19 protein-coding genes and 2 riboswitches are annotated in these 18702 nt (G+C 66.0%); of the genes, 8 read left to right on the forward strand and 11 right to left on the reverse strand.

What is annotated here, in order from left to right; translation table 11 throughout:
- Positions 1-77: 77 nt before the first annotated feature.
- Positions 78-1061 (reverse strand): Bug family tripartite tricarboxylate transporter substrate binding protein, encoded by a 984-nt coding sequence (locus QF040_RS02465; protein ID WP_429609688.1) that lies wholly within the window; start codon positions 1059-1061, stop codon positions 78-80.
- A gap of 122 nt (positions 1062-1183) precedes the next feature.
- Between QF040_RS02465 and QF040_RS02470 the strand changes: the two genes are divergently transcribed.
- Positions 1184-2089 carry a LysR substrate-binding domain-containing protein gene (locus tag QF040_RS02470; protein ID WP_429609689.1) on the forward strand — a complete coding sequence of 302 codons (906 nt, stop codon included), beginning with the start codon at positions 1184-1186 and terminating at the stop codon, positions 2087-2089.
- Here QF040_RS02470 and QF040_RS02475 read toward each other — a convergent pair.
- Positions 2079-2480, reverse strand: a complete 402-nt coding sequence (locus QF040_RS02475) for a RidA family protein (protein WP_429609690.1) — start codon at positions 2478-2480, stop codon at positions 2079-2081. The two genes, QF040_RS02470 and QF040_RS02475, sit on opposite strands and share 11 nt — an antisense overlap.
- Positions 2481-2729: 249 nt before the next feature.
- Between QF040_RS02475 and QF040_RS02480 the strand changes: the two genes are divergently transcribed.
- Together QF040_RS02480 and QF040_RS02485 are read left to right on the forward strand one after the other, a co-directional pair.
- Positions 2730-4031, forward strand: coding sequence for a UDP-N-acetylglucosamine 1-carboxyvinyltransferase (locus tag QF040_RS02480; RefSeq protein WP_429609691.1), 1302 nt, complete (start codon positions 2730-2732; stop codon positions 4029-4031).
- Positions 4028-4312 carry a hypothetical protein gene (locus tag QF040_RS02485; protein ID WP_429609692.1) on the forward strand — a complete coding sequence of 95 codons (285 nt, stop codon included), beginning with the start codon at positions 4028-4030 and terminating at the stop codon, positions 4310-4312. The genes QF040_RS02480 and QF040_RS02485 overlap by 4 nt, the downstream gene beginning before the upstream one ends.
- Positions 4313-4345: 33 nt before the next feature.
- Here QF040_RS02485 and QF040_RS02490 read toward each other — a convergent pair whose 3' ends face one another.
- Entirely contained in the window at positions 4346-5362 is a 1017-nt protein-coding gene (locus QF040_RS02490) for a hypothetical protein (protein ID WP_429609693.1), read from the reverse strand.
- 101 nt (positions 5363-5463) lie between these two features.
- On the opposite strand from QF040_RS02490, the gene QF040_RS02495 reads away from it, so the two are divergent.
- The 4 genes from QF040_RS02495 (at position 5464) to QF040_RS02510 (ending at position 8609) form a co-directional block, all read left to right on the forward strand.
- Positions 5464-6519, forward strand: coding sequence for an NAD(P)H-dependent flavin oxidoreductase (locus QF040_RS02495; protein WP_429609694.1), 1056 nt, complete (start codon positions 5464-5466; stop codon positions 6517-6519).
- A gap of 12 nt (positions 6520-6531) precedes the next feature.
- Positions 6532-7209, forward strand: a complete 678-nt coding sequence (locus QF040_RS02500) for an alpha/beta hydrolase (RefSeq protein ID WP_013540763.1) — start codon at positions 6532-6534, stop codon at positions 7207-7209.
- A gap of 130 nt (positions 7210-7339) precedes the next feature.
- On the forward strand, positions 7340-8254 hold the full coding sequence (locus QF040_RS02505; protein ID WP_429609695.1) for a DUF3014 domain-containing protein: 915 nt from the start codon (positions 7340-7342) through the stop codon (positions 8252-8254).
- 106 nt (positions 8255-8360) lie between these two features.
- Positions 8361-8609 carry a hypothetical protein gene (locus tag QF040_RS02510; protein WP_013540765.1) on the forward strand — a complete coding sequence of 83 codons (249 nt, stop codon included), beginning with the start codon at positions 8361-8363 and terminating at the stop codon, positions 8607-8609.
- A gap of 38 nt (positions 8610-8647) precedes the next feature.
- Here QF040_RS02510 and gcvP read toward each other — a convergent pair whose 3' ends face one another.
- The 3 genes from gcvP to gcvT form a co-directional block, all read right to left on the reverse strand.
- Positions 8648-11560 carry an aminomethyl-transferring glycine dehydrogenase gene (gcvP, locus tag QF040_RS02515; protein ID WP_429609696.1) on the reverse strand — a complete coding sequence of 971 codons (2913 nt, stop codon included), beginning with the start codon at positions 11558-11560 and terminating at the stop codon, positions 8648-8650.
- Between the two features lie 49 nt (positions 11561-11609).
- A complete protein-coding gene (gene gcvH, locus QF040_RS02520; RefSeq protein WP_429609697.1) occupies positions 11610-11981 on the reverse strand; it encodes a glycine cleavage system protein GcvH in 372 nt (123 codons plus the stop codon).
- 62 nt (positions 11982-12043) lie between these two features.
- Positions 12044-13216, reverse strand: coding sequence for a glycine cleavage system aminomethyltransferase GcvT (gene gcvT, locus QF040_RS02525; RefSeq protein WP_429609698.1), 1173 nt, complete (start codon positions 13214-13216; stop codon positions 12044-12046).
- 47 nt (positions 13217-13263) lie between these two features.
- Positions 13264-13371, reverse strand: a riboswitch (glycine riboswitch).
- 20 nt (positions 13372-13391) lie between these two features.
- A riboswitch (glycine riboswitch) is annotated at positions 13392-13466 on the reverse strand.
- A 181-nt stretch (positions 13467-13647) separates the two neighbouring features.
- Here gcvT and QF040_RS02530 point away from each other — a divergent pair.
- The gene (locus QF040_RS02530) at positions 13648-14076 is read left to right on the forward strand and encodes a hypothetical protein (RefSeq protein WP_429609699.1); all 429 of its coding nucleotides are present in this window, start codon (positions 13648-13650) and stop codon (positions 14074-14076) included.
- Positions 14077-14334: 258 nt separating this feature from the next.
- Here the strand turns inward: QF040_RS02530 and QF040_RS02535 are convergent, their stop codons facing one another.
- From QF040_RS02535 to QF040_RS02555, 5 genes are all read right to left on the reverse strand, one after another.
- A complete protein-coding gene (locus QF040_RS02535) occupies positions 14335-14883 on the reverse strand; it encodes a hypothetical protein (RefSeq protein ID WP_429609700.1) in 549 nt (182 codons plus the stop codon).
- A gap of 117 nt (positions 14884-15000) precedes the next feature.
- Positions 15001-15522, reverse strand: coding sequence for a YybH family protein (locus QF040_RS02540; RefSeq protein WP_429609701.1), 522 nt, complete (start codon positions 15520-15522; stop codon positions 15001-15003).
- Between the two features lie 76 nt (positions 15523-15598).
- The gene (locus QF040_RS02545; RefSeq protein WP_429609702.1) at positions 15599-16891 is read right to left on the reverse strand and encodes a TRAP transporter large permease; all 1293 of its coding nucleotides are present in this window, start codon (positions 16889-16891) and stop codon (positions 15599-15601) included.
- Positions 16892-16902: 11 nt separating this feature from the next.
- Positions 16903-17415, reverse strand: a complete 513-nt coding sequence (locus tag QF040_RS02550) for a TRAP transporter small permease (protein WP_429609703.1) — start codon at positions 17413-17415, stop codon at positions 16903-16905.
- A gap of 163 nt (positions 17416-17578) precedes the next feature.
- Positions 17579-18553, reverse strand: coding sequence for a TRAP transporter substrate-binding protein (locus QF040_RS02555; RefSeq protein WP_429609704.1), 975 nt, complete (start codon positions 18551-18553; stop codon positions 17579-17581).
- Positions 18554-18702 lie beyond the last annotated feature (149 nt).

Raw genomic sequence — 18702 nt, forward strand, 5'->3', positions numbered from 1 at the left:
GCAAGAGCTATGCCCGTGCAGGTGCCGGTCAATGTTCGCAATAGCGAGCGCGCGTCCTTCACGCTCGGCGCGCACCCCTACTGCGGCACCAGCCCCGCAGCCTTCACCAACTCCGCGTGCACCCGGATCTCCTCCGCAATGACCTGGCCCAGCGGCTTGGCATCGTCCGGCGCGGGCTCCATCCCCACCTCCAGCAGTCGCGCCCGTGCATCGCCCCGCATCAGCAGTGCCTTCACGGACTTGTCCAGCCGCTCCAGGATCGGCCGCGGCGTCTTCGCCGGGGCCAGCAGGCCGATCCATGCCGACAGCACCACGCCTTCCACGCCGCCTTCGCGCAGCGTCGGAATCTCGGGCGCGGACACCGCGCGCTTCTCGCTCAGCACGCCGACCGCGTGCAGCTTGCCGCCGCGGATGTGCGGCAGCGCTTCGGGGAGCGGGGCGAACACCATGTCCACGACGCCGCCGATGAGGTCGGTGATGGCCGGCGCGCCGCCCTTGTAGGGGATGTGCAGCAGCCGCGTGCCGGTGCGGCTCTCGAACATGAGGCCCGCCAGGTGCTGCGGGCTGCCGTCGCCCGAGGACGCGTAGGTCAGCTTGCCCGGGTTGGCCTTCGCCGCGGCCAGCACGTCGGCAACGCTCGCGAAGCGCGCCTTGTCGCGCACCACCAGCACCATGGCCTGGTTGACCAGCTTGGTGACGGGCGCGAAGTCGGCCTCGGGGTTGTAGGGCAGCGTCTTGAAGATGCTCTTGTTGGTGGTGAGGAACGAGGCGGGCGACACCATGAGCGTGTAGCCGTCGGGCGCCGCACGCGCGACCAGCGGCGTGCCGATCTGGCCGGAGGCGCCGGCCTTGTTGTCGACCACGAAGGGCTGGCCCAGGTCGGCCGCAAGCTGCTGGCTCACCAGCCGCGCCACCATGTCCACGCTACCGCCGGCCGGCAGCGCGACGATGACTTTGACGGGGCGGTTGGGGTAGGCGTCCTGGGCCAGGGAGGGCGCGGACACAGTGAGGAATGCGACGGCGCCAAGCGCTGCGAGAAGGGGGCGGGTGATGGAAGGCATGGTCAAGGCGCGCTGCAGTTTCCGTGCCGACGCCTCCTCGGCGGTGGCTGCTTCTTGCCGCCATTGCACACAAGCATAGACAATGGAGTTGCCTTTTATCCGCCTCGAATGAATGGATTCCAATGAACCAACTCCTGGCAATGCGGGCTTTCGTACGAGTGGTGGACACCGGTTCCTTCAGCCGCACCGCGGATCAATTGGCGCTTCCGCGCTCGACGGTCAGCAAATTGATTACCGATCTTGAAAAGCACCTGAACATCAAATTGATGCAGCGGACCACGCGCGCGGTGACCCCCACATCGGACGGTCTCGAGTATTACGGGCACGCCGTGCGCTGGATCGCCGAAATGGATTCGGTCGAAAGCGCGGTGCGGGGTAAAAAGGTCAAGCCGAGCGGGCATCTGAGAATCGATGCGCCGGCGGTATTCGCCAACAGCCTGCTTATTCCGGAATTGCCGGAATTCCATCGCGAATATCCAGAAATTACCGTCGCAGTCGGAATCAGCGATCGGCCATTGAATATCGTGGAAGAGGGCGTGGATTGCGTAATCCGTGCCGGCAGGCTCGACGATATGGCAATGGTTGGGCGAAGGGTGACCGAACTTCAATATGTCACCTGCGCCGCGCCGGCTTATCTGGATCGCAAGGGAATTCCCTCTTCCCCAGACGATCTTGAATTGAATCACGCTGCCGCGTGTTATTTCTTTTCGACAGGAAAGCCGGAGCTTTTGATTTTCGAGCGCGGCGCCGAGCGATTCGAAATCGGCAATTGCGTCTTCTCGACCAACGAAGGCAATGGCCTGAAGGAAATGCTGCTGGCGGGCCTGGGCGTTGGGCAGCATTTCAGGCGCATTGTCCAACCTTATCTGGATTCGGGTGAATTGGTGGCAGTTCTGGAAGATTGGTCAAGGCCCCCCATGCCTTTTCATATTCTTTATCCGCCCAATCGGCACCAGAATGCCAAATTGAAGGCGTTCGCCGATTGGGTGGTTCAGAAATTCGGAGTTGATCTGCCCATCACGGAATAATCGCGGTCACGCGAATTTCGATATGCATGTCGGGATGCGCTAGGGACGCGACATCCAATTCCGTCCAGATGGGCGCGTGGTCCGGCATGTATTGGCGATAAAGCTTGGCCATCGTTTCATTGACCTCCGGCGGAAATCCGCCGACATGGTATGAATTGACATGAACGACGTGCTCCCAGCCCGCACCGGCAGTTGCCAACGTCCGCTCGACATTCTTGAATGCCTGCACAATTTCGTCTTCAAGCGATTTGGGGAATTGAAGATCGTCGCTCCAACCGCCTTGGCCTGAGGTTTCCACGCGATTGCCGATCTTGACGGCTTGCGAGTAATGCAATCTGTCGAGAAATTGCTTTCCATATCCGGGGGTGATGAAAAATTCGGGTTTGCTCATTTCAATCCTTTCGGTTGTCCAATGACCTGAATGGTATGGATTTGCGAGCTAAACCGACAGCCGCTATTCATGGCATGACTGTTCACACACATGGACAATTGCTCGCCCGGCGCTGTCAGCCCCGGCAAGTTCTTACAACTTCCCCGTCCGTGAGCGCCATCCGCCGACGGTAAAGTCCCGGCACCCGGTTGCGGACGTTCCGCGACCTTTCCCTCGATTCCCTCCCGCTTTCCGTTCCCCCGCACCTCCATGTCCAACCTCATCGTGCACGGCGGCACGCCGCTTCGCGGCCGCATCACCCCCTCCGCCAACAAGAACGCCGTGCTGCCGGTGCTCTGCGCCACCTTGCTCACCAACGAGCCGCTGCGGCTGCTCGGCGTGCCCGACATCACCGACGTGCGCAAGATCCTGGACATCTTCCGCACCCTCGGCAGCGACGTGCAGATGGACCACGCGAGCGGCACGCTCGAACTGCACCACCGCGAAACCGCGTTCGACGCGGCGCTGCATCGCCTCCCCGAAGAGATGCGCTCGTCGATCATGCTGGTGCCGCCGCTGCTCGCGCGCTTCGGCGTGGCGCGGCTCGAAGACAACGTCAAGGGCTGCACGCTGGGCGTGCGCGAGATCGATCCGCACGTGGAGGTGTTTCAGCGCTTCGGCGGCCAGGTGGAGCGCACCGAGGGCTCGCTGCTCGTGCACAGCGACGGGCGCCTGACGCCGACCGACCATTGGCTCGACTACGCCTCGGTCACCACCACCGAGAACTTCGTGCTCTGCGCGGCCGCGGCCGATGGCACCTCGACGCTCACCAATGCCGCGTCGGAACCGCATGTGCAGGAGTTCTGCCGCTTCATGGCGATGATCGGCGTGCGCATCGAGGGCATCGGCACCTCGCGCGTGACGGTGCACGGCGGCGGCGCGCTCACCGGCGGCGAGTTCCGCTTCGACGAAGATTTCCACGAGATCACCACCTTTCTCGCGCTCGGCGCCATCACCGACGGCGACGTGATCGTGCGCAACAGCGCGCCCGCCAACTTTCCGCTGCTGGACCGCACCTTCGCGAAGTTCGGCGTGCGCATCGAGCATGCGGACGGCTGGTCGCGCGCCATCCGCACCGGGCCGCTGAAGGTGCAGACGCCGTTCACGAGCAACGTGCTCACCAAGGTGGAGGCGGCGCCGTGGCCTTACTTTCCCGTGGACCTGCTGCCGATTTTCATTGCACTGGGCGTGCGCGCGCAGGGCAATGCGATGTTCTGGAACAAGGTGTACGACGGCGCGCTGGGCTGGACCGGCGAGCTCTCGAAATTCGGCGCGCACGTGTTCTCGTCGGACCCTCACCGGCTCATCACCTTCGGCGGCAATCCGCTGACGCCGGCGGTGGTCGAAAGCCCGTACATCATCCGCGTGGCAATCGCGCTTTTCATGGTGGCGGCGAGCATCGAAGGGCGCTCGGAGATCCGCAACGCGACGCCGATCCGCCGCGCGCATCCGCGCTTCGTGGAGAACCTGCGCAGCCTGGGCGTGCAGGTGGAGTGGACGAGCGAGGAGTGAAGCTCGCGCTCAGGCTGCTGCTGGCCTACCTGGTGGCGAGCTTCGCGATGGCGGTGGTGTTGGCCGTCTTTTTTCCGTCGCATGCGCATGTGCCCGCGGTCGCGGTGCTGCTTGTTTTTCCGCTGCTTCCGCTGCTCGCGCTCAAGGACTTGCTGGTGGTGGGCGCCGCATGGAACGGCGTGATGCCGCTGGCCGTTTTTGCCGTGCTGTTCGGCGGCATGGCGTGGCTGGCGTTGCGTGCCTGGGCACGCGACCGGTCGAGGGCAGCGGCACGCCCGTAGGCGGTCGGGGCCTCCGGATGCCGATCCCGTCCGTCAGAACGACGGCACCGGGTTGCGTCCTTCGGTGAGCACGTAGGCGCCCTTGCGCCAGGCATAGACCAGCGTGCTGTCGATGGTGGCCACGCGGCGGCTCTTGCCGCCGGCCATGCGCTCGCCCTTGAAGGCGATGCGCATCTCGCCCGGCGCGTCGTCGGTGCCGAGCGCGAAGGTTGGCGTGCCGCCGATGTCGAAGCACCCGCCGCTTGGCGGCAGTTCATCCGGCTTCCCGGCGTCGCGCACTTTCTCGCAGGACTCGTGAACGCCTGCGTTCGTTGCCGACAGCGGAATGCCCGATGCGAGCACGCGCACCTGGCCTGCTTCGAGCCCATACACCGACAGCCATTGCCCGCAGTAGCCCTGCCAGCAACTGCCGTGGGCGATGGTCAGTGCAAAGCGCTGGGGCGCGATGCGCTCGACCTTGGTGGTGCCCAGGTTGCCCATGAAGCCGAGGTAGTCGACGGCGTCGTTGCGGCTCGCGAGTTTCCAGCCGTCCGCGCCCTGCTCGAAGAAGTAGGCGACGAGCCATGCGCCGTTCACGTGGCCGTTCATCGGCTGGCCTCGGTCGTCGAGCGGCACGGTCTCGGTCAGCATGACGGCGTGCGTATCGTCGAGCCGCACCACTTCGCGCGGCGACACATGCGCCTGTTGCTCGGCCTCGCTGCCGGGCACTGTATTGCCCTGGTTGGCTCTCTCGGGCAGCGAGACGGTGTCGGGCTGTCTGGGCGCGGCGCCGGGGCCTTGGGAGTCGGGAAATACCAGCGCCATGAGTTCGGCTCGCTTGAGCGTGGCCGATGCGGTGGGGCGAGGCACTGGTGGTGCTGCGGGGGCAACGGCCTCGGCGGTTGCCACGGCCACTGCGGCTTCGTCCGCCTGCGCGTCGGCGGTGACAACGGGGGCTTCTTTCTGCGGACAGCCGCCGAGCACGAAGAGCCCGGCAGTGGCGAGCGCGACAACGACGGCGCGCTGCAGCGGCTTCGACGGGCGGGGCAGGGGGAGGCTCGGGCTGGGCATGCGCGCGATTGTGCCAAGCCATGCCGCGATGACCCCGCGGCCAGAGCGCCCTGCGGCTTGGCGAGACAATCGCCGGCATTCGACACAGAAGGAGCATTCGAATGACGACGCTGCAGAAGATCCTGGGCACCGAACTCCCCCTCATCCAGGCGCCGATGGCCGGCATCCAGGTCAGCGCGATGGCCATTGCGGTGAGCAACGCGGGTGGGCTCGGCTCCCTGCCCTGCGCCATGCTGAGCCCCGAGGTGATGCGCAGCGAACTCGCGGCGATCCGTGCCGGCACCGACAAGCCCTGCAACGTCAACTTCTTCTGCCACACGCCGCCTGTGCCGAGCACCGAGCGCGAGGCCACCTGGCGCGCCGCGCTGGCGCCGTACTACGCGGAGCACGGCATCGATGCGGCGAGCATCCCGACCGGCCCGGGGCGCAATCCCTTCAGCGCCGACGTGGCCGATCTGCTGGCCGAGTTCAAGCCGCCGGTGGTGAGCTTTCATTTCGGGCTGCCGCCCGCCGAACTGCTCGCGCGGGTGCATGGCTGGGGCGCGAAGGTGCTGGCCTCTGCCACGACGGTCGAAGAGGCACTGTGGCTCGAAGCGCATGGCGCCGATGCGGTCATCGCGCAGGGGCTCGAGGCGGGCGGGCACCGCGGGCACTTTCTCTCGCATGACCTCACGAAGCAGCTGGGCACCTTCGCGCTGCTGCCGCAGCTGGTGCGCGCGCTGAAGGTGCCGGTGATCGCGGCCGGCGGCATCGCCGATGCGAATGGGGTGGCCGCGGCGATGGCGCTGGGCGCGGCGGGCGTGCAGGTCGGCACCGCCTACATGCTGACGCCCGAAGCCACGACGAGCGCGATCCATCGCGCGGCGCTCAAGAGCGAAGCGGCGCGCCACACCGCGCTCACCAATCTCTTCACCGGCCGGCCGGCGCGCGGCATCGTCAATCGCGTGATGCGCGAGCTGGGGCCCATCGGCGCGGCCGCACCCGAATTTCCGCTCGCCACCTCGGGCATCGCGCCGCTGCGCGCCAAGGCCGAGGCGAAGGGCAGCGGCGACTTTTCTCCGCTGTGGTCGGGGCAGAACGCCACCGGCTGCCGCGAGGTGCCGGCCGCCGAAGTGACGCGCGCGCTGGCCGAAGGTTTTCTTCAAGCATCCCGCTGATCCATTGCATTCATGACCCAACTCCACCTGCCCCTCAAGTTTCTCGAACACAGCGCACAGGCCAACGTGCGCGAGCCCTGGCTGCTGGTGCTGATGCACGGCGTCGGCAGCAACGAGCAGGACCTGTTCGGCCTTGCGCGCCTGATGCCGCCGCAGTTCCATGTGCTGAGCCTGCGCGCGCCGTACGTGCTGTCGCCCGATGCCTATGCGTGGTTCGAGTTCGAGGTGCTGCCGAACGGCGAGCGCCGCATCGACGAAGAGCAGGAGCGCGAGAGCCGCTTCCTGGTCGGCGAGATGATCGATTCGGCCGCGCAGCAACTGGGCGTGCCGCCCGAGCGCATCGTGGTGGGCGGCTTCAGCCAGGGCGGGATCATGGCGCTGTCGCTGCTGCTCACGCAACCCGCGAAGCTGCGCGCCGCGATGGTGTGGCACAGCCGGCTGCTCGCGCAGGTGGCGCCGCACATCGCGCCCGCCGAGGCTTTCGAGGGCAAGGCGCTGTGGGTGAGCCACGGCAGCGCCGACAACGTGATTCCGCCGGCCGCCGCGGCGGCCACGCGCGAGCTGGCGCGCACGCTGCCGCTGGCGTTGTCGGGCTCGGACTTTCCGGGCGCGCACGAGATCCGGCCGGCCGAGCTGCAGGGCTCGATCGCGTGGCTGCAGTCGCTGAGCGCGCCGGCCAGCGCAGCCTGAGCCGAGTTGTCACCGCGAGGGCGGTTGCGTCACAAGGCGTTACGAGCTTGTGGCGTGATGCGGTGCCGATTGATGCAACATCGACCGGTCTCCTGCATCACACAGCCTTCAGCAAAAGGAAAGTGCCGCCATGACCGACAACGACTCCCCAGGCTCCAGGGACGACGCCCCCGACTTCAGGCCCCGCCGCGAAACGCCGATCGGCATGATCGTCGCCATCGGCCTCGTGGTGCTGGTGGCCGCGTTCTTCGGCTGGCGCTGGTACCAGCAACAGCAGAAGCCGCCCGAGCCCACGCCGGTGGCCACCGCGCCGAACGACGGACCCGCGCCGGCACCTGCGGCCACCGAGCCCACCGGCCCGCAGAACCCCATCGAAGCGCTCGCACCGCCCGATGCCGCCTTGCCGGCGCTCGCCGAATCCGATTCGCGTGTGATGAAGGCGCTGGCCGAACTCCTCGGGGGCAAGAACGCTTCCGACTACCTGCGCTCCGACGGCATCGTGCGGCGCTTCGTCGCCACGGTCGACAACCTCGCGCGCGAGCAGGCGCCCGCCAGCGCGTGGCCGGTGCAGCCTACGGGGCAGCGCTTCATCACCGACGGGCCGCAGGGCGGCACGCAGACCATCGCGGCGAACAACGCGGCGCGCTACAACGGCATCGTGCTGCTCGCGGAAACGGTCGATCCGGCCAAGGCGGCGACGGTGTACGCCAAGCTCTATCCGCTGTTCCAGAAGGCGTACGAAGAGCTCGGTTTTCCAGGGCGCTATTTCAACGACCGGCTCATTGCGGTGATCGACCACCTTTTGCAGGCACCCGAGCCCAGCGGCCCGGTGCAGGTGCGGCTGGTCGAGGTGAAGGGCGACGTGCCCTCGCAGCGCCCGTGGGTGCGCTACGAGTACGTCGATCCGAAGCTGGAGGCCATGTCCTCCGGCCAGAAGATCATGGTGCGCATGGGGCCGGAGAACGAGCGCAAGGTGAAGGCCAGCCTGCGCGGCTTCCGCCAGCAGATCGCCACGGGCGAGCTGGCGAAGAAGAAGCAACCCTGAGGCAGGGCTCGAACCGAGGCCGCGCGCCATGTAGGCGCAGGCCGATTGCGATCGGCCGGGATGCCGCAGATGATGGCCCGACCTTCAAAAATTTCGAGGACACCGTATGAGCCTGCTGAGCGTCGACCTCTACCAGAGTGCCACCGATCCCGAGAAATTCCTGGCGTTGCCCACGGGCATCAACCCCGCCGAGCTGATGGGGCCGATGACCTTCGACCGCGACTATGCGCAGGTCAAGCGCTACCAGGAGGCCTTCGAATTCGATCCCTCCGGAACCTATGCCGGGGTCAACGCCGCCAAGATCGCCGCGGACATCCTCACGGTGAAGTGGGCGATGTACCGCCGCGAAGGCTGAGGCGCTGAGACGGACAGGGCGCCGCGGCGCCCGCGCGTTCAGCCTCGCGCCGCTTCGGTTTCCTCGTACTCGCCCACCGGCACGCAACTGCAGAACAGGTTGCGATCGCCATACACGTTGTCCACGCGGCCGATCGGCGGCCAGTACTTCGCGAGCTTGAGTTCGGCCAGCGGGAACGCGCCGAGCTCGCGCGAATACGGGTGCGACCATTCGGTGCCCAGCAGGCTGGCCGCGGTGTGCGGTGCGTGCTTGAGCGGGTTGTCTTCCTTGGGCCACACGCCTTCTTCGATGCGGCGGATCTCGCCGCGGATCGCGATCATCGCGTCGATGAAGCGGTCGAGCTCGGCCAGCGGCTCGCTCTCGGTGGGCTCCACCATCAGCGTGCCGGGCACGGGGAAGCTCAGCGTGGGGGCGTGGAAGCCGTAGTCGATGAGGCGCTTGGCCACGTCTTCGGCGGTGACGCCGCTGGTGTCCTTCAGCGGACGCAGATCGAGGATGCACTCGTGCGCGACGTGGCCGTTGGGGCTCGCGTACAGCGTGGGGTAGTGGTCCTTCAGGCGCGCGCTGATGTAGTTGGCGCTCAGGATCGCCGTTTCGGTCGCGGCCTGCAGGCCCTTGGCGCCCATCATGCGGCAGTACATCCAGCTGATCGGCAGCACCGCCGCATTGCCCAGAGGCGCGGCCGATACGGCACCCACGCCGTTCGATGCGACGCCGGCCGTCGCATGGCCCGGCAGGTACGGCACGAGGTCTTCGACCACGCACACAGGGCCCACGCCCGGGCCGCCACCGCCGTGCGGAATGCAGAAGGTCTTGTGCAGGTTCAGGTGGCTCACGTCGCCGCCAAATTCTCCGGGTGCAGCCACGCCGACCAGTGCGTTCATGTTGGCGCCATCGACGTACACGCGGCCGCCGTGTTCATGCACGAGCTCGCAGAGTTCCTTCACGCGCGTCTCGAACACGCCGTGCGTGCTGGGGTAGGTGATCATCACGGCGGCCAGCTTATCGCTGTGCTTCTCGCAGGCGCGCTTCAAGTCGTCCATGTCGACGTTGCCCTGCGCATCGCAGGCCGTCACCACCACCTGCAAGCCCACCATTTGCGCGCTTGCGGGGTTGGTGCCGTGCGCCGACGAGGGAATCAGGCAGATGTTGCGGTGGCCCTGGCCCTTGGCTTCATGGAAGGACTTGATGGCCAGGAGGCCCGCGTACTCGCCCTGCGATCCCGCATTGGGCTGCAGGCTGATGCCCGCGTAGCCGGTCGCTTCGCAGAGCCACGCGCGCAGTTGCGCGTCGAGCTGCGCATAGCCCAGCTGCTGCTCGGCGGGCGCGAAGGGATGGATGTTCGCGAACTCGGGCCAGGTGATCGGGATCATCTCGCTGGTTGCGTTGAGCTTCATCGTGCAGCTCCCGAGCGGGATCATGCTGCGGTCGAGCGCGAGGTCCTTGTCCGAGAGGCTGCGGATGTAGCGCAGCATCGCGGTCTCGCTCTTGTGCGTGTTGAACACCGGGTGCGTGAGAAAAGCGCTGGTGCGGCGCAGGTCTTCGGGCAGGCGCGGCGCGGTGTTGGCGAGGTCGTCGAAGCGCGGCATCGCGGTGCCCGCGGGCACGAACAGGGCCCAGAGCGTTTCGATGTCGGCGCGCGTCGTGGTTTCGTCGAGCGAAATGCCCAGGTGCTGCTGCAGCCGCTGGCGCAGGTTGACGCCCGCGGCGGTGGCGCGCTCGATGATCTTCGGCGTGTCGTCGCCGGTGCGGATCGTGAGCGAATCGAAGGCGAATTCATTGACCGGCGCGCGGCCCATCTGCGTGAGGCCTTGCGCAAGGATGGCGGTGAGCGCCGCCACGCGCTGCGCGATGCGGACGAGGCCATCGGGTCCGTGGTACACGGCGTACATGCTGGCCACGACGGCCGGCAGCACCTGCGCGGTGCAGATGTTGGAAGTGGCCTTCTCGCGGCGGATGTGCTGCTCGCGCGTCTGCAGCGCGAGGCGGTACGCGGGCTGGCCGTGCGTGTCGACGCTCACGCCGACCAGGCGGCCCGGCAGCGAGCGCTTGAACGAATCGCGGCAGGCGAGGTAAGCGGCGTGCGGACCGCCGTTGCACAGCGGCATGCCGAAGCGCTGCGTGGTGCCGCAGACGATGTCGGCATCCCATTCGCCGGGGGGCGCGAGCAGCGTGAGCGCCAGCAGGTCGGCGGCCACGCAGAACGCGGCGTCGCATTGGTGGGCATGGCCCGCGAGCGGGCGCAGGTCGTGCACATGGCCGGTGGTGGCGGGGTACTGCGCGAGCACGCCGAAGAACTCGCAGCTCGCCATCAGGTGCGGCAGCGTCTCGGAAACGGTGCTGACCTTGACCTCGATGCCCAGCGGCGCGGCGCGCGTCCTGATGACTTCGATGGTCTGCGGATGGCAGTCGCCAGAGACCAGGAACACGTTGCTCTTGCTTTTCACGCTGCGCTTGGCGAGCGTCATCGCCTCGGCCGCGGCCGTGGCTTCGTCGAGCATCGACGCGTTGGCGATGGCAATGCCCGTGAGGTCGCACACCATCGTCTGGAAGTTGAGCAGGGCTTCCATGCGGCCCTGCGAAATCTCGGCCTGGTAGGGCGTGTAGGCGGTGTACCAGGCGGGGTTCTCCAGCACGTTGCGCAAGATCACGCCCGGCGTGTGCGTGCCGTAGTAGCCCTGGCCGATGAAGCTCTTGAACACCTTGTTCTTCGACGCCATCGCCTTCAGCTCGGCCAGCGCCTCGGCCTCGGTCACCGGGGCCGGCAGGCGCATCGGCTTCGCACGACGGATGGCCGCGGGCACGATGCCGTCGATGAGCTCCGCCCGCGTTTCCGAGCCGATCACCGGCAGCATGCGCGCCTCGTCCGCCGCATCGATGCCGATGTGGCGGGCGAGAAATTCTTCGGCGTTCTCTAGTTCTTGCAAAGAGGGAAGGGCGGGAATCGGCATGGCGGTGAAGGCTCGAGGAGAAGAAGAAAAGGCGGGGGAACGCGGGGGATCAGGATTCGGCGGCGAACTTGTCGTAGGTGGCGGCGTCGAGCAGGGCGTCGAGCTGCGCGGGCTCGCTCAGCTTGACCTTGAAGAACCAGCCGCTGGCCAGCGGGTCGCTGTTGGCGAGCGACGGGTCGGCGCGCAGCGCTTCGTTCACTTCGGTGATCTCGCCCGAGACGGGCATGAACACATCGGCCGCGGCCTTCACCGATTCGACGACGCCGGCGACTTCGCCCTGCGCGAAGGTCTTGCCGACTTCGGGCAGGTCGACGAACACGACATCGCCCAGCGCGTCCTGCGCATGCACGGTGATGCCGACGGTGACGGCGCCGCCTTCGGCCGAGACCCACTCGTGGTCCTTGGTGTACTTGATGCTCATGGGAAAACTCCTCGTGGAAAAAATTGAATCGGGATGCAGAGCCTAGCCGCGGTCAGCCGCGATCAGCCTCGGTAGTAGCGGGTCGGCACAAAGGGCATGGTCGAGACTTCCATCGGCACCGGCTTGCCGCGCACGATGGCCTGCACGCGCGTGCCGGGCTCGGAGAACGCCGTGGCCACGTAGCCCATCGCGATGCAGCGGTCGGCCGTCGGGCCGAGCAGGCCGCTGGTGACGATGCCGATGTCCTGGCCTTCGAAGGATTGCAGCAGCGTGCCGTCGCGCACCGGAATGCGCTCCAGCGCGACGAGGCCGACGCGCTTGCGTTTGAGGGTGTCGTGGTCGGTGTGGCCTGCGGCGCCGACGGTCGCGGCTGCGAGTTGGGCGAGGATCTTTGCCGCGCCCGGGAAACCGCCTTCGCGCGCACCGCCCGCACGGCGCACCTTCTGCATTGCCCAGTTGAGCGACGCCTCGACGGGCGTGGTGGTGGTGTCGATGTCGTTGCCGTAGAGGCAAAGGCCCGCTTCGAGCCGCAGCGAGTTGCGGGCGCCGAGGCCGATGGGCTTGACCTCGGGCTGGGCCAGCAGCAGGCGGGCGAGGGCGTCGGCGTCCTTGCCGGCCACGGAAATCTCGAAACCGTCTTCGCCCGTGTAGCCGCTGCGCGTGACGAAGGCGGGGATGCCGCCGATCTGCACCGCACCGCCCGTCATGAACACGAAACGCTGGATGCCGGGTGACAGGCGCGCCAGCGTGGCCGCGGCCTGCGGGCCCTGCAGCGCGAGCAACGCGTGGTCGGGCAGGGGCTGCACCTCGCAGCGCGCGCCGATCTTCTGCTGGATGTGCGCGATGTCCGCCACCTTGCAGGCGCCGTTCACGATCACGAAGATCGAGCCGTGGCCTTCGTTGAAGAACATCAGGTCGTCGAGGATGCCGCCGTCGTCGTTCAGCAAGAGGCCGTAGCGCTGTTTGCCGGCGGGCAGGTCGATCACGTCGACGGGCATCAGGGTTTCGAAGGCGGCCGCTGCGTCGGGGCCGACGAGGCGCAGCTGGCCCATGTGGGAAATGTCGAACAGGCCGGCCGCATCGCGCGTGTGCTTGTGCTCGGCCATGAGGCCGGCCGGGTACTGGACCGGCATCGAATAGCCCGCGAAGGGCACCATGCGGGCGCCGAGCTCCACGTGCAGGTCGTACAGCGGCGTCTTGAGAAGTTGGGTATCGGGAGCGGAAGAAGCAGCCACGGGGCACTCCAAAGGGGCAGTCGAAATCCATGGCTGCAATGCCACGGGCCACCCCTGCTGTCCGCTTTACCTGAGAGATTCGCCCCACGATCGGGGTTTGCTCCTTCGGTGGGCCGGTGCACATGGTGCGATGGCCTCTCTCCAGCAAGGAAACGCCGGTGTGAACCGGCGCCTTGTCAGTCCTTTTGCCTGAGCGTTCGGGGATCCCCTGCGCCTTCGGCGGCCCCGTCGTGCGGGGCTCTCTCCTGACCCCGCCGAGTGTAGTGGACGAATCGCACGACTTCGAAACTCAACGGCGTCGGCGCGGGATTCTGGGCATCGGCGTGGAGCAGCAGAACCGCACCAAGGCTTGGATAAATCCGTCTGGTTGGCCTCTTCTTTTGGCACTAGCATATTGGGCACACCAACACACCCCCAAAGGAACGCAAAGAATGACAGATGCCAGGAATATGAGCTTCGCGGATATCCAGAAGCGCATCCAGGAAATGGACGATGAACGGGCCCAACTGGAGCTGGCATTGCAGGCCAAGCGTGGAGAAGAATTGAAGGTGCTGGCCGATGCCTATGCGAAGAAGCTCGAGGCAGCCGGTTTCAGCATCCCGGAGGGCAAGGCCGCGCTGGACCCTTACGACAAATCGGGAGCAAAACGCACGCGTTCACCCAATGGCAGCCAGGCATCGGAAGCCAAGGCCTATGTGAAGGGCACCGTGTACAAGGATCCCAATTCCAGCGCGACCTGGACTGGGGGAACAAAGGGCCGCCAACCGCCGTGGCTCATTGCCGCGCTCGAAGGCGCGCCGGACAAGGTCAAGGCTTATGAAAAGCTCGCTATAGGCGGCGACTTGGTCAATAACGGTTGATGCGATTCAGGGCCAGGTTTTGCAGCCTCACGCCGGCGATTGCCGGAATCGTCGAGGCGGTTCAGCATTTTTCAAAAATGATCTGAATGGAAATGCAAAAGCGGTGGACATTGCCGCGTCGAATTCAATACGCCGAACCGAATTGGAATTGGCGCCCTGGCCTTGGATATGCGGAATCAAATGAGCGAGGCCAATGTCTCGAACAATGACCGATACCGCGAGATATTCACGACTGCCTGAAATGGGTCACGGTGGACTTCAATGCACCACTTCCGCGGGCGGCAGCAGCCGCTCGATGCGCTCCCGCAGCGATTCGGCCCGCTCGGCGCCGGCCGTCTTCTCGATTTCACTGAGCATGAGCGCGGCAATGGTCAGCATCGCCTCGCGGTCGCGGGCCTCGCGCAGGGCGTCGCGCATCTGCAGGGCGAACTTGGGGTCGCGCCGCACGAACATGCGCTCGCAGATGTCGAACAAAAACATCCGCGTGGTGGCCAGTGAGCGCTTGCCGTCGAAGGTGTCGGCCGAGGTGGCGATGCGGATCGGGTCGGCCGCGGGCACCGGCATCGGGGTTGGTACAGCCGCAGCCGCCGCAGCAGCGGCCACCGCCTGCGCATCCTGCAGATAGCCCTTGCTCACCAGCGCCTGGATCGCCTGCTCCGCCTCGGTGCGGTTCGCGAACAGCGGGCTGAAGTCGGTCAGCGAGCGCCGGCCGTCGGCCATCAGCAGCAGGGCGCGTTCACGCTGGTTGAGCGTGCGCTGCCCGCCCTGGAGTTCGTCGCGTGCCTTGTCGGTCTTGGTGGGAAACATGGCGGCCACAGCTTTCGAAGATCGAAGGCTGCAGCATCGTTGCGAGCGGTGACATCTTCATGAACCTGTTCGGCTTACAGGGAGATCACCGCCGCCGCGCCGTCGGACGCTCAAGTCTTAGGCGCCGGTGCTTTCCTTGCGGATCAGCCACTTGTCGCCCACGCGCTGCAGTTCCAGCGTCTTGCGGTCGGTGCTCTTGAGCTTGTCGGCGCTGTAGACCTGCTTGAAGCGCGCGCTGGCGGTCTGGCCGTTGACGCTGATGACGAGGTCGTCGACGGTCACGCTGATCTTCGACTTGTTCGAAATGCGGGTGCGCCGCTCGGCTTCCCACTGCTTCTTGTCCTGCTTCCTGGCCGGTGTGAAGTCAGGGGTGTAGGCGGCGAGGTAGCGGTCCACGTCGCGTGCGGACCAGGCGTCGGCCCAGGCGCGCACGGCGGTTTCGATTTCGGCGATGCCCGCGCTGGGCGCTTGCGCGGGAGCGGCCGCTGGCGCAGCCGGCGCCGGGGTTGCCGCTGCAGCGGCCGTAGCCGATGCGGCAGGTGCTGGTGGTTTTGCCGCCGGGGTGGCGGCGGGCGTGGCAGCCAGTGCGGCCGTGGACAGCAGCCCTGCGGCGAGCAGGCAGGTGGCGAGTCGGTTCATGGGCGGTTCCCTCGGTTGTCGGTTGTTGGCGTGGCGCCGATTCTGGCAGCGAACCGCTGCAGAGGCAGCGGCGCCGCTACTTGAACCCGAGCGCCCGCGGCAGCCAGGTGCTGAGCGCCGGCACGAAGGTCAGGATCATCAGCACCGCGCCATGCGCCCAGAGGAACGGCACCAGCTCCTTCACCAGCGCCGACATCGGCACCTTCGACACGTTGCAGGTCACGAACAAGAGCCCGCCCACCGGCGGCGTGATCATCCCGAGCGTGAGGTTGAAGATCACGATCATCGCGAAATGCACCGGGTCCACGCCCAGCTTGATCGCCACGGGCGCGAGGATCGGCGCCAGCACCATCACGCCCGGCAGCGGTTCGATGAAGATGCCGAACAGCAGCAGGAACACGTTGACGATGATGAGGAACATCCACGGCGAGAGGTTCATGCTGATGAGCCATTCGGCCATCTGCTGCGGAATGCCCTCGATGGTCAGCACCCATGCGAACGAGGCCGACAGGCCGATGATGATCAGCACCGAGGCCGACAGCAGGGCGGAGCGCGAAAGGATGTCGGGCAGCATCTTCCACTCGAGCGTGCGGTAGATGAACTTGCCGCACACCAGCGCATAGAACACCGCCACCACCGAGGCTTCGGTCGGCGTGAACCAGCCCGCGCGCATGCCGCCGAGGATCACCACCGGCAAGAGGATCGCGGGTATCGCCTTCCAGGTCGTGATGAGAATTTCGCGCAGCGGCGGCGTTTGCCCGTCGCCCTTGTAGTTGCGCTTCTTCGATACATAGAAGTTCACGATGCACATCGCCACCGCGATCAGGATGCCCGGCAGGATGCCGGCCGCGAACAGCGTGCCGACCGAGACCGTCTCGTCCTGCAGCGCGTAGATGATCATGATGATCGAGGGCGGAATGATCGGCCCGACGATGGCCGTGGAGGCAGTGAGCGCCGCCGCATACGAGCGGTCGTAGCCGGCCTTGTCCATCATCTTGATGAGCATCGACCCCGGCCCCGCCGCATCGGCCAGCGCCGAGCCCGAGATGCCCGAGAAGAAGGTGAGCGACACCACGTTGGTGTAGCCCAGGCCCCCGCGCCGGTGGCCGACGAACTGGCCCGCGAAACGCAGCAGCACCTCGGTGAGCGAGCCGCCGCTCATGAGCTCGGCCGCCAGGATGAAGAACGGCACGGCCATCAGCGGAAAGCTGTCGATGCCGGTGAAGGTTTCCTTCAGCAGCACCATCAGCGGATAGTTCTCCGCGAGGATGAGCGTGGTGACGGTCGAGAGGCCGAGCGCAAAGGCCACGGGCACGCCGATGGCCAGGAAAATGCAGGCCGAGACGATGAGAACGATGCTGGCATCCATGGTCGTTCTCCTTACAGCGACGCCGAGGCGTTGGCATCGAAGTGCGCATCGGACGCGAACTCACGATTCATCACGTAGCCCCGCACCACCAGCAGCCAGTGCACGATCAGCAGGATGCCGCCGAACAGCATCGCGCTGTAGATGTAGGCGAATGGAATCTGCGTCACGGCCGTGAGCTGGAACATCGTGCGCTGCATGTAGAGCCACCCGTACCAGACCATGAAGCCGAAGAAGGCGAACAGCAGCGCGGCGACGAAGGCGCGCACCGCGATGGCGCCCGCGCGCGGCAGCGCATCCTGCAGGTTCTCCACCGCAATGTGGCCGCCGTAGCGCAGCACCGGCCCGGCGCCGAGGAATGTGAGCCAGATCATCATGTGGCGCGACACCTCTTCGGCCCACTCGAGCGAATTGCTGGTGGTGTAGCGCATCACGACGTTGGTGAAGATGATGACCGACATGGCGGCCAGCAGAAGGATCAGCGCCCAGCGGTTGGCGGCGAGAAAGTAGCGCTCGAAGGCTTGCACGTTGTTGTTCTCGGTTCTAGCGGAAAGCAAAGCAAAAAACCGTTCGAGCCAAGACAAACAACCGTTCGGGCTGAGCTTGTCGAAGCCCTGCGCGGCGCTTCGACAGGCTCAGCGTGAACGGTGGGGGATTCAGCGTGAACGGTTGGGGTCTGGCGCGCGAGGCTTACTGGACGTCCGTGATCTTCTTGATGTTGTCGGCGCCGAACTCCTTGGCGTAGCCCGCATAGGCCGGCTTCAGGGCTTCGCGGAAGGCGGCTCCGTCGACGGTCTTGGTGACCTTCATGCCGTCTTTCTCGAGCTGGGCAATGCCGTTGTTCTCGTCGTCGTTGACCTTCTTGCGCTGGGCCACGGAAGCCTTTCTGGCCGCGTCGACGAAGACTTTCTTGTCGGCATCAGAGAGCTTGTTCCACACCTTCGGCGAGAGCAGCAGCAAGGCGGGCGAGTACACGTGTCCCGTGAGCGACAGGTGCTTTTGCACCTGCGAGAACTTGGACGCGAGGATCACCGGAATCGGGTTCTCCTGCCCATCGACCGTGCCCTGCTGCAGCGCGCCGAAGAGTTCGGGGAAGGCCATCGGCGTCGGCAGGATGCCGAAGGTGCGGTAGCCGTCCATGTGCACCTTGTTTTCCATCGTGCGCATCTTCAGGCCCGCGGCATCGGTGGGCTTGACGATGTCCCGCTTGCTGTTCGTCATGTGGCGAAAGCCGTTCTCCGTCCAGGCCAGCGCGATGATGCCCTTGCTCGGGAACTTGGTGAGGATGTCCTGGCCGATCGGGCCGTCCATCACCTTGCGCGCATGGTCGTAGTCGCGAAAGAGGAAGGGGATGTCGACGATCTTGACCTCGGGCACGAAGTTGCCCACGGGGCCGGTCGAGGTGTTCACCAGATCCTGCGTGCCCAGCTGGATCGCCTCGATCTGCTCGCGCTCGCCGCCCAGCGCCGAGTTGGCGAAATGCTGGCACTTGAAGCGGCCTTGCGTGCCCTTCTCGACCTCGTCGCAGAACACCGTGGACCCGACGCCGTAGTGCGACTCCTTGGACGTCGCATAGCCGATCTTCAGCACCGTCGGTTGTTGTGCGAGGGCGGATGTGCCCAGGGCGAGCGAAAGGCAGGCGGCGGCAATGTGGCCGAGTTTCATGGTGTCTCCGGGGGGAATGTGGTCAGGGGTCAGGAATGCGTCAGGCGCATTCGACTATGCCGCAAGCGAGGGCTTGCGCATGTCGGGAGTTTCACGGACGCACACCCCGCCAGAAACAGAAAAGCCCTCCGAAGAGGGCTCCCTGAAAA

Source organism: Variovorax sp. W2I14, assembly GCF_050435205.1.
GTDB classification, from domain to species: Bacteria; Pseudomonadota; Gammaproteobacteria; order Burkholderiales; family Burkholderiaceae_C; genus Variovorax; species Variovorax paradoxus_C.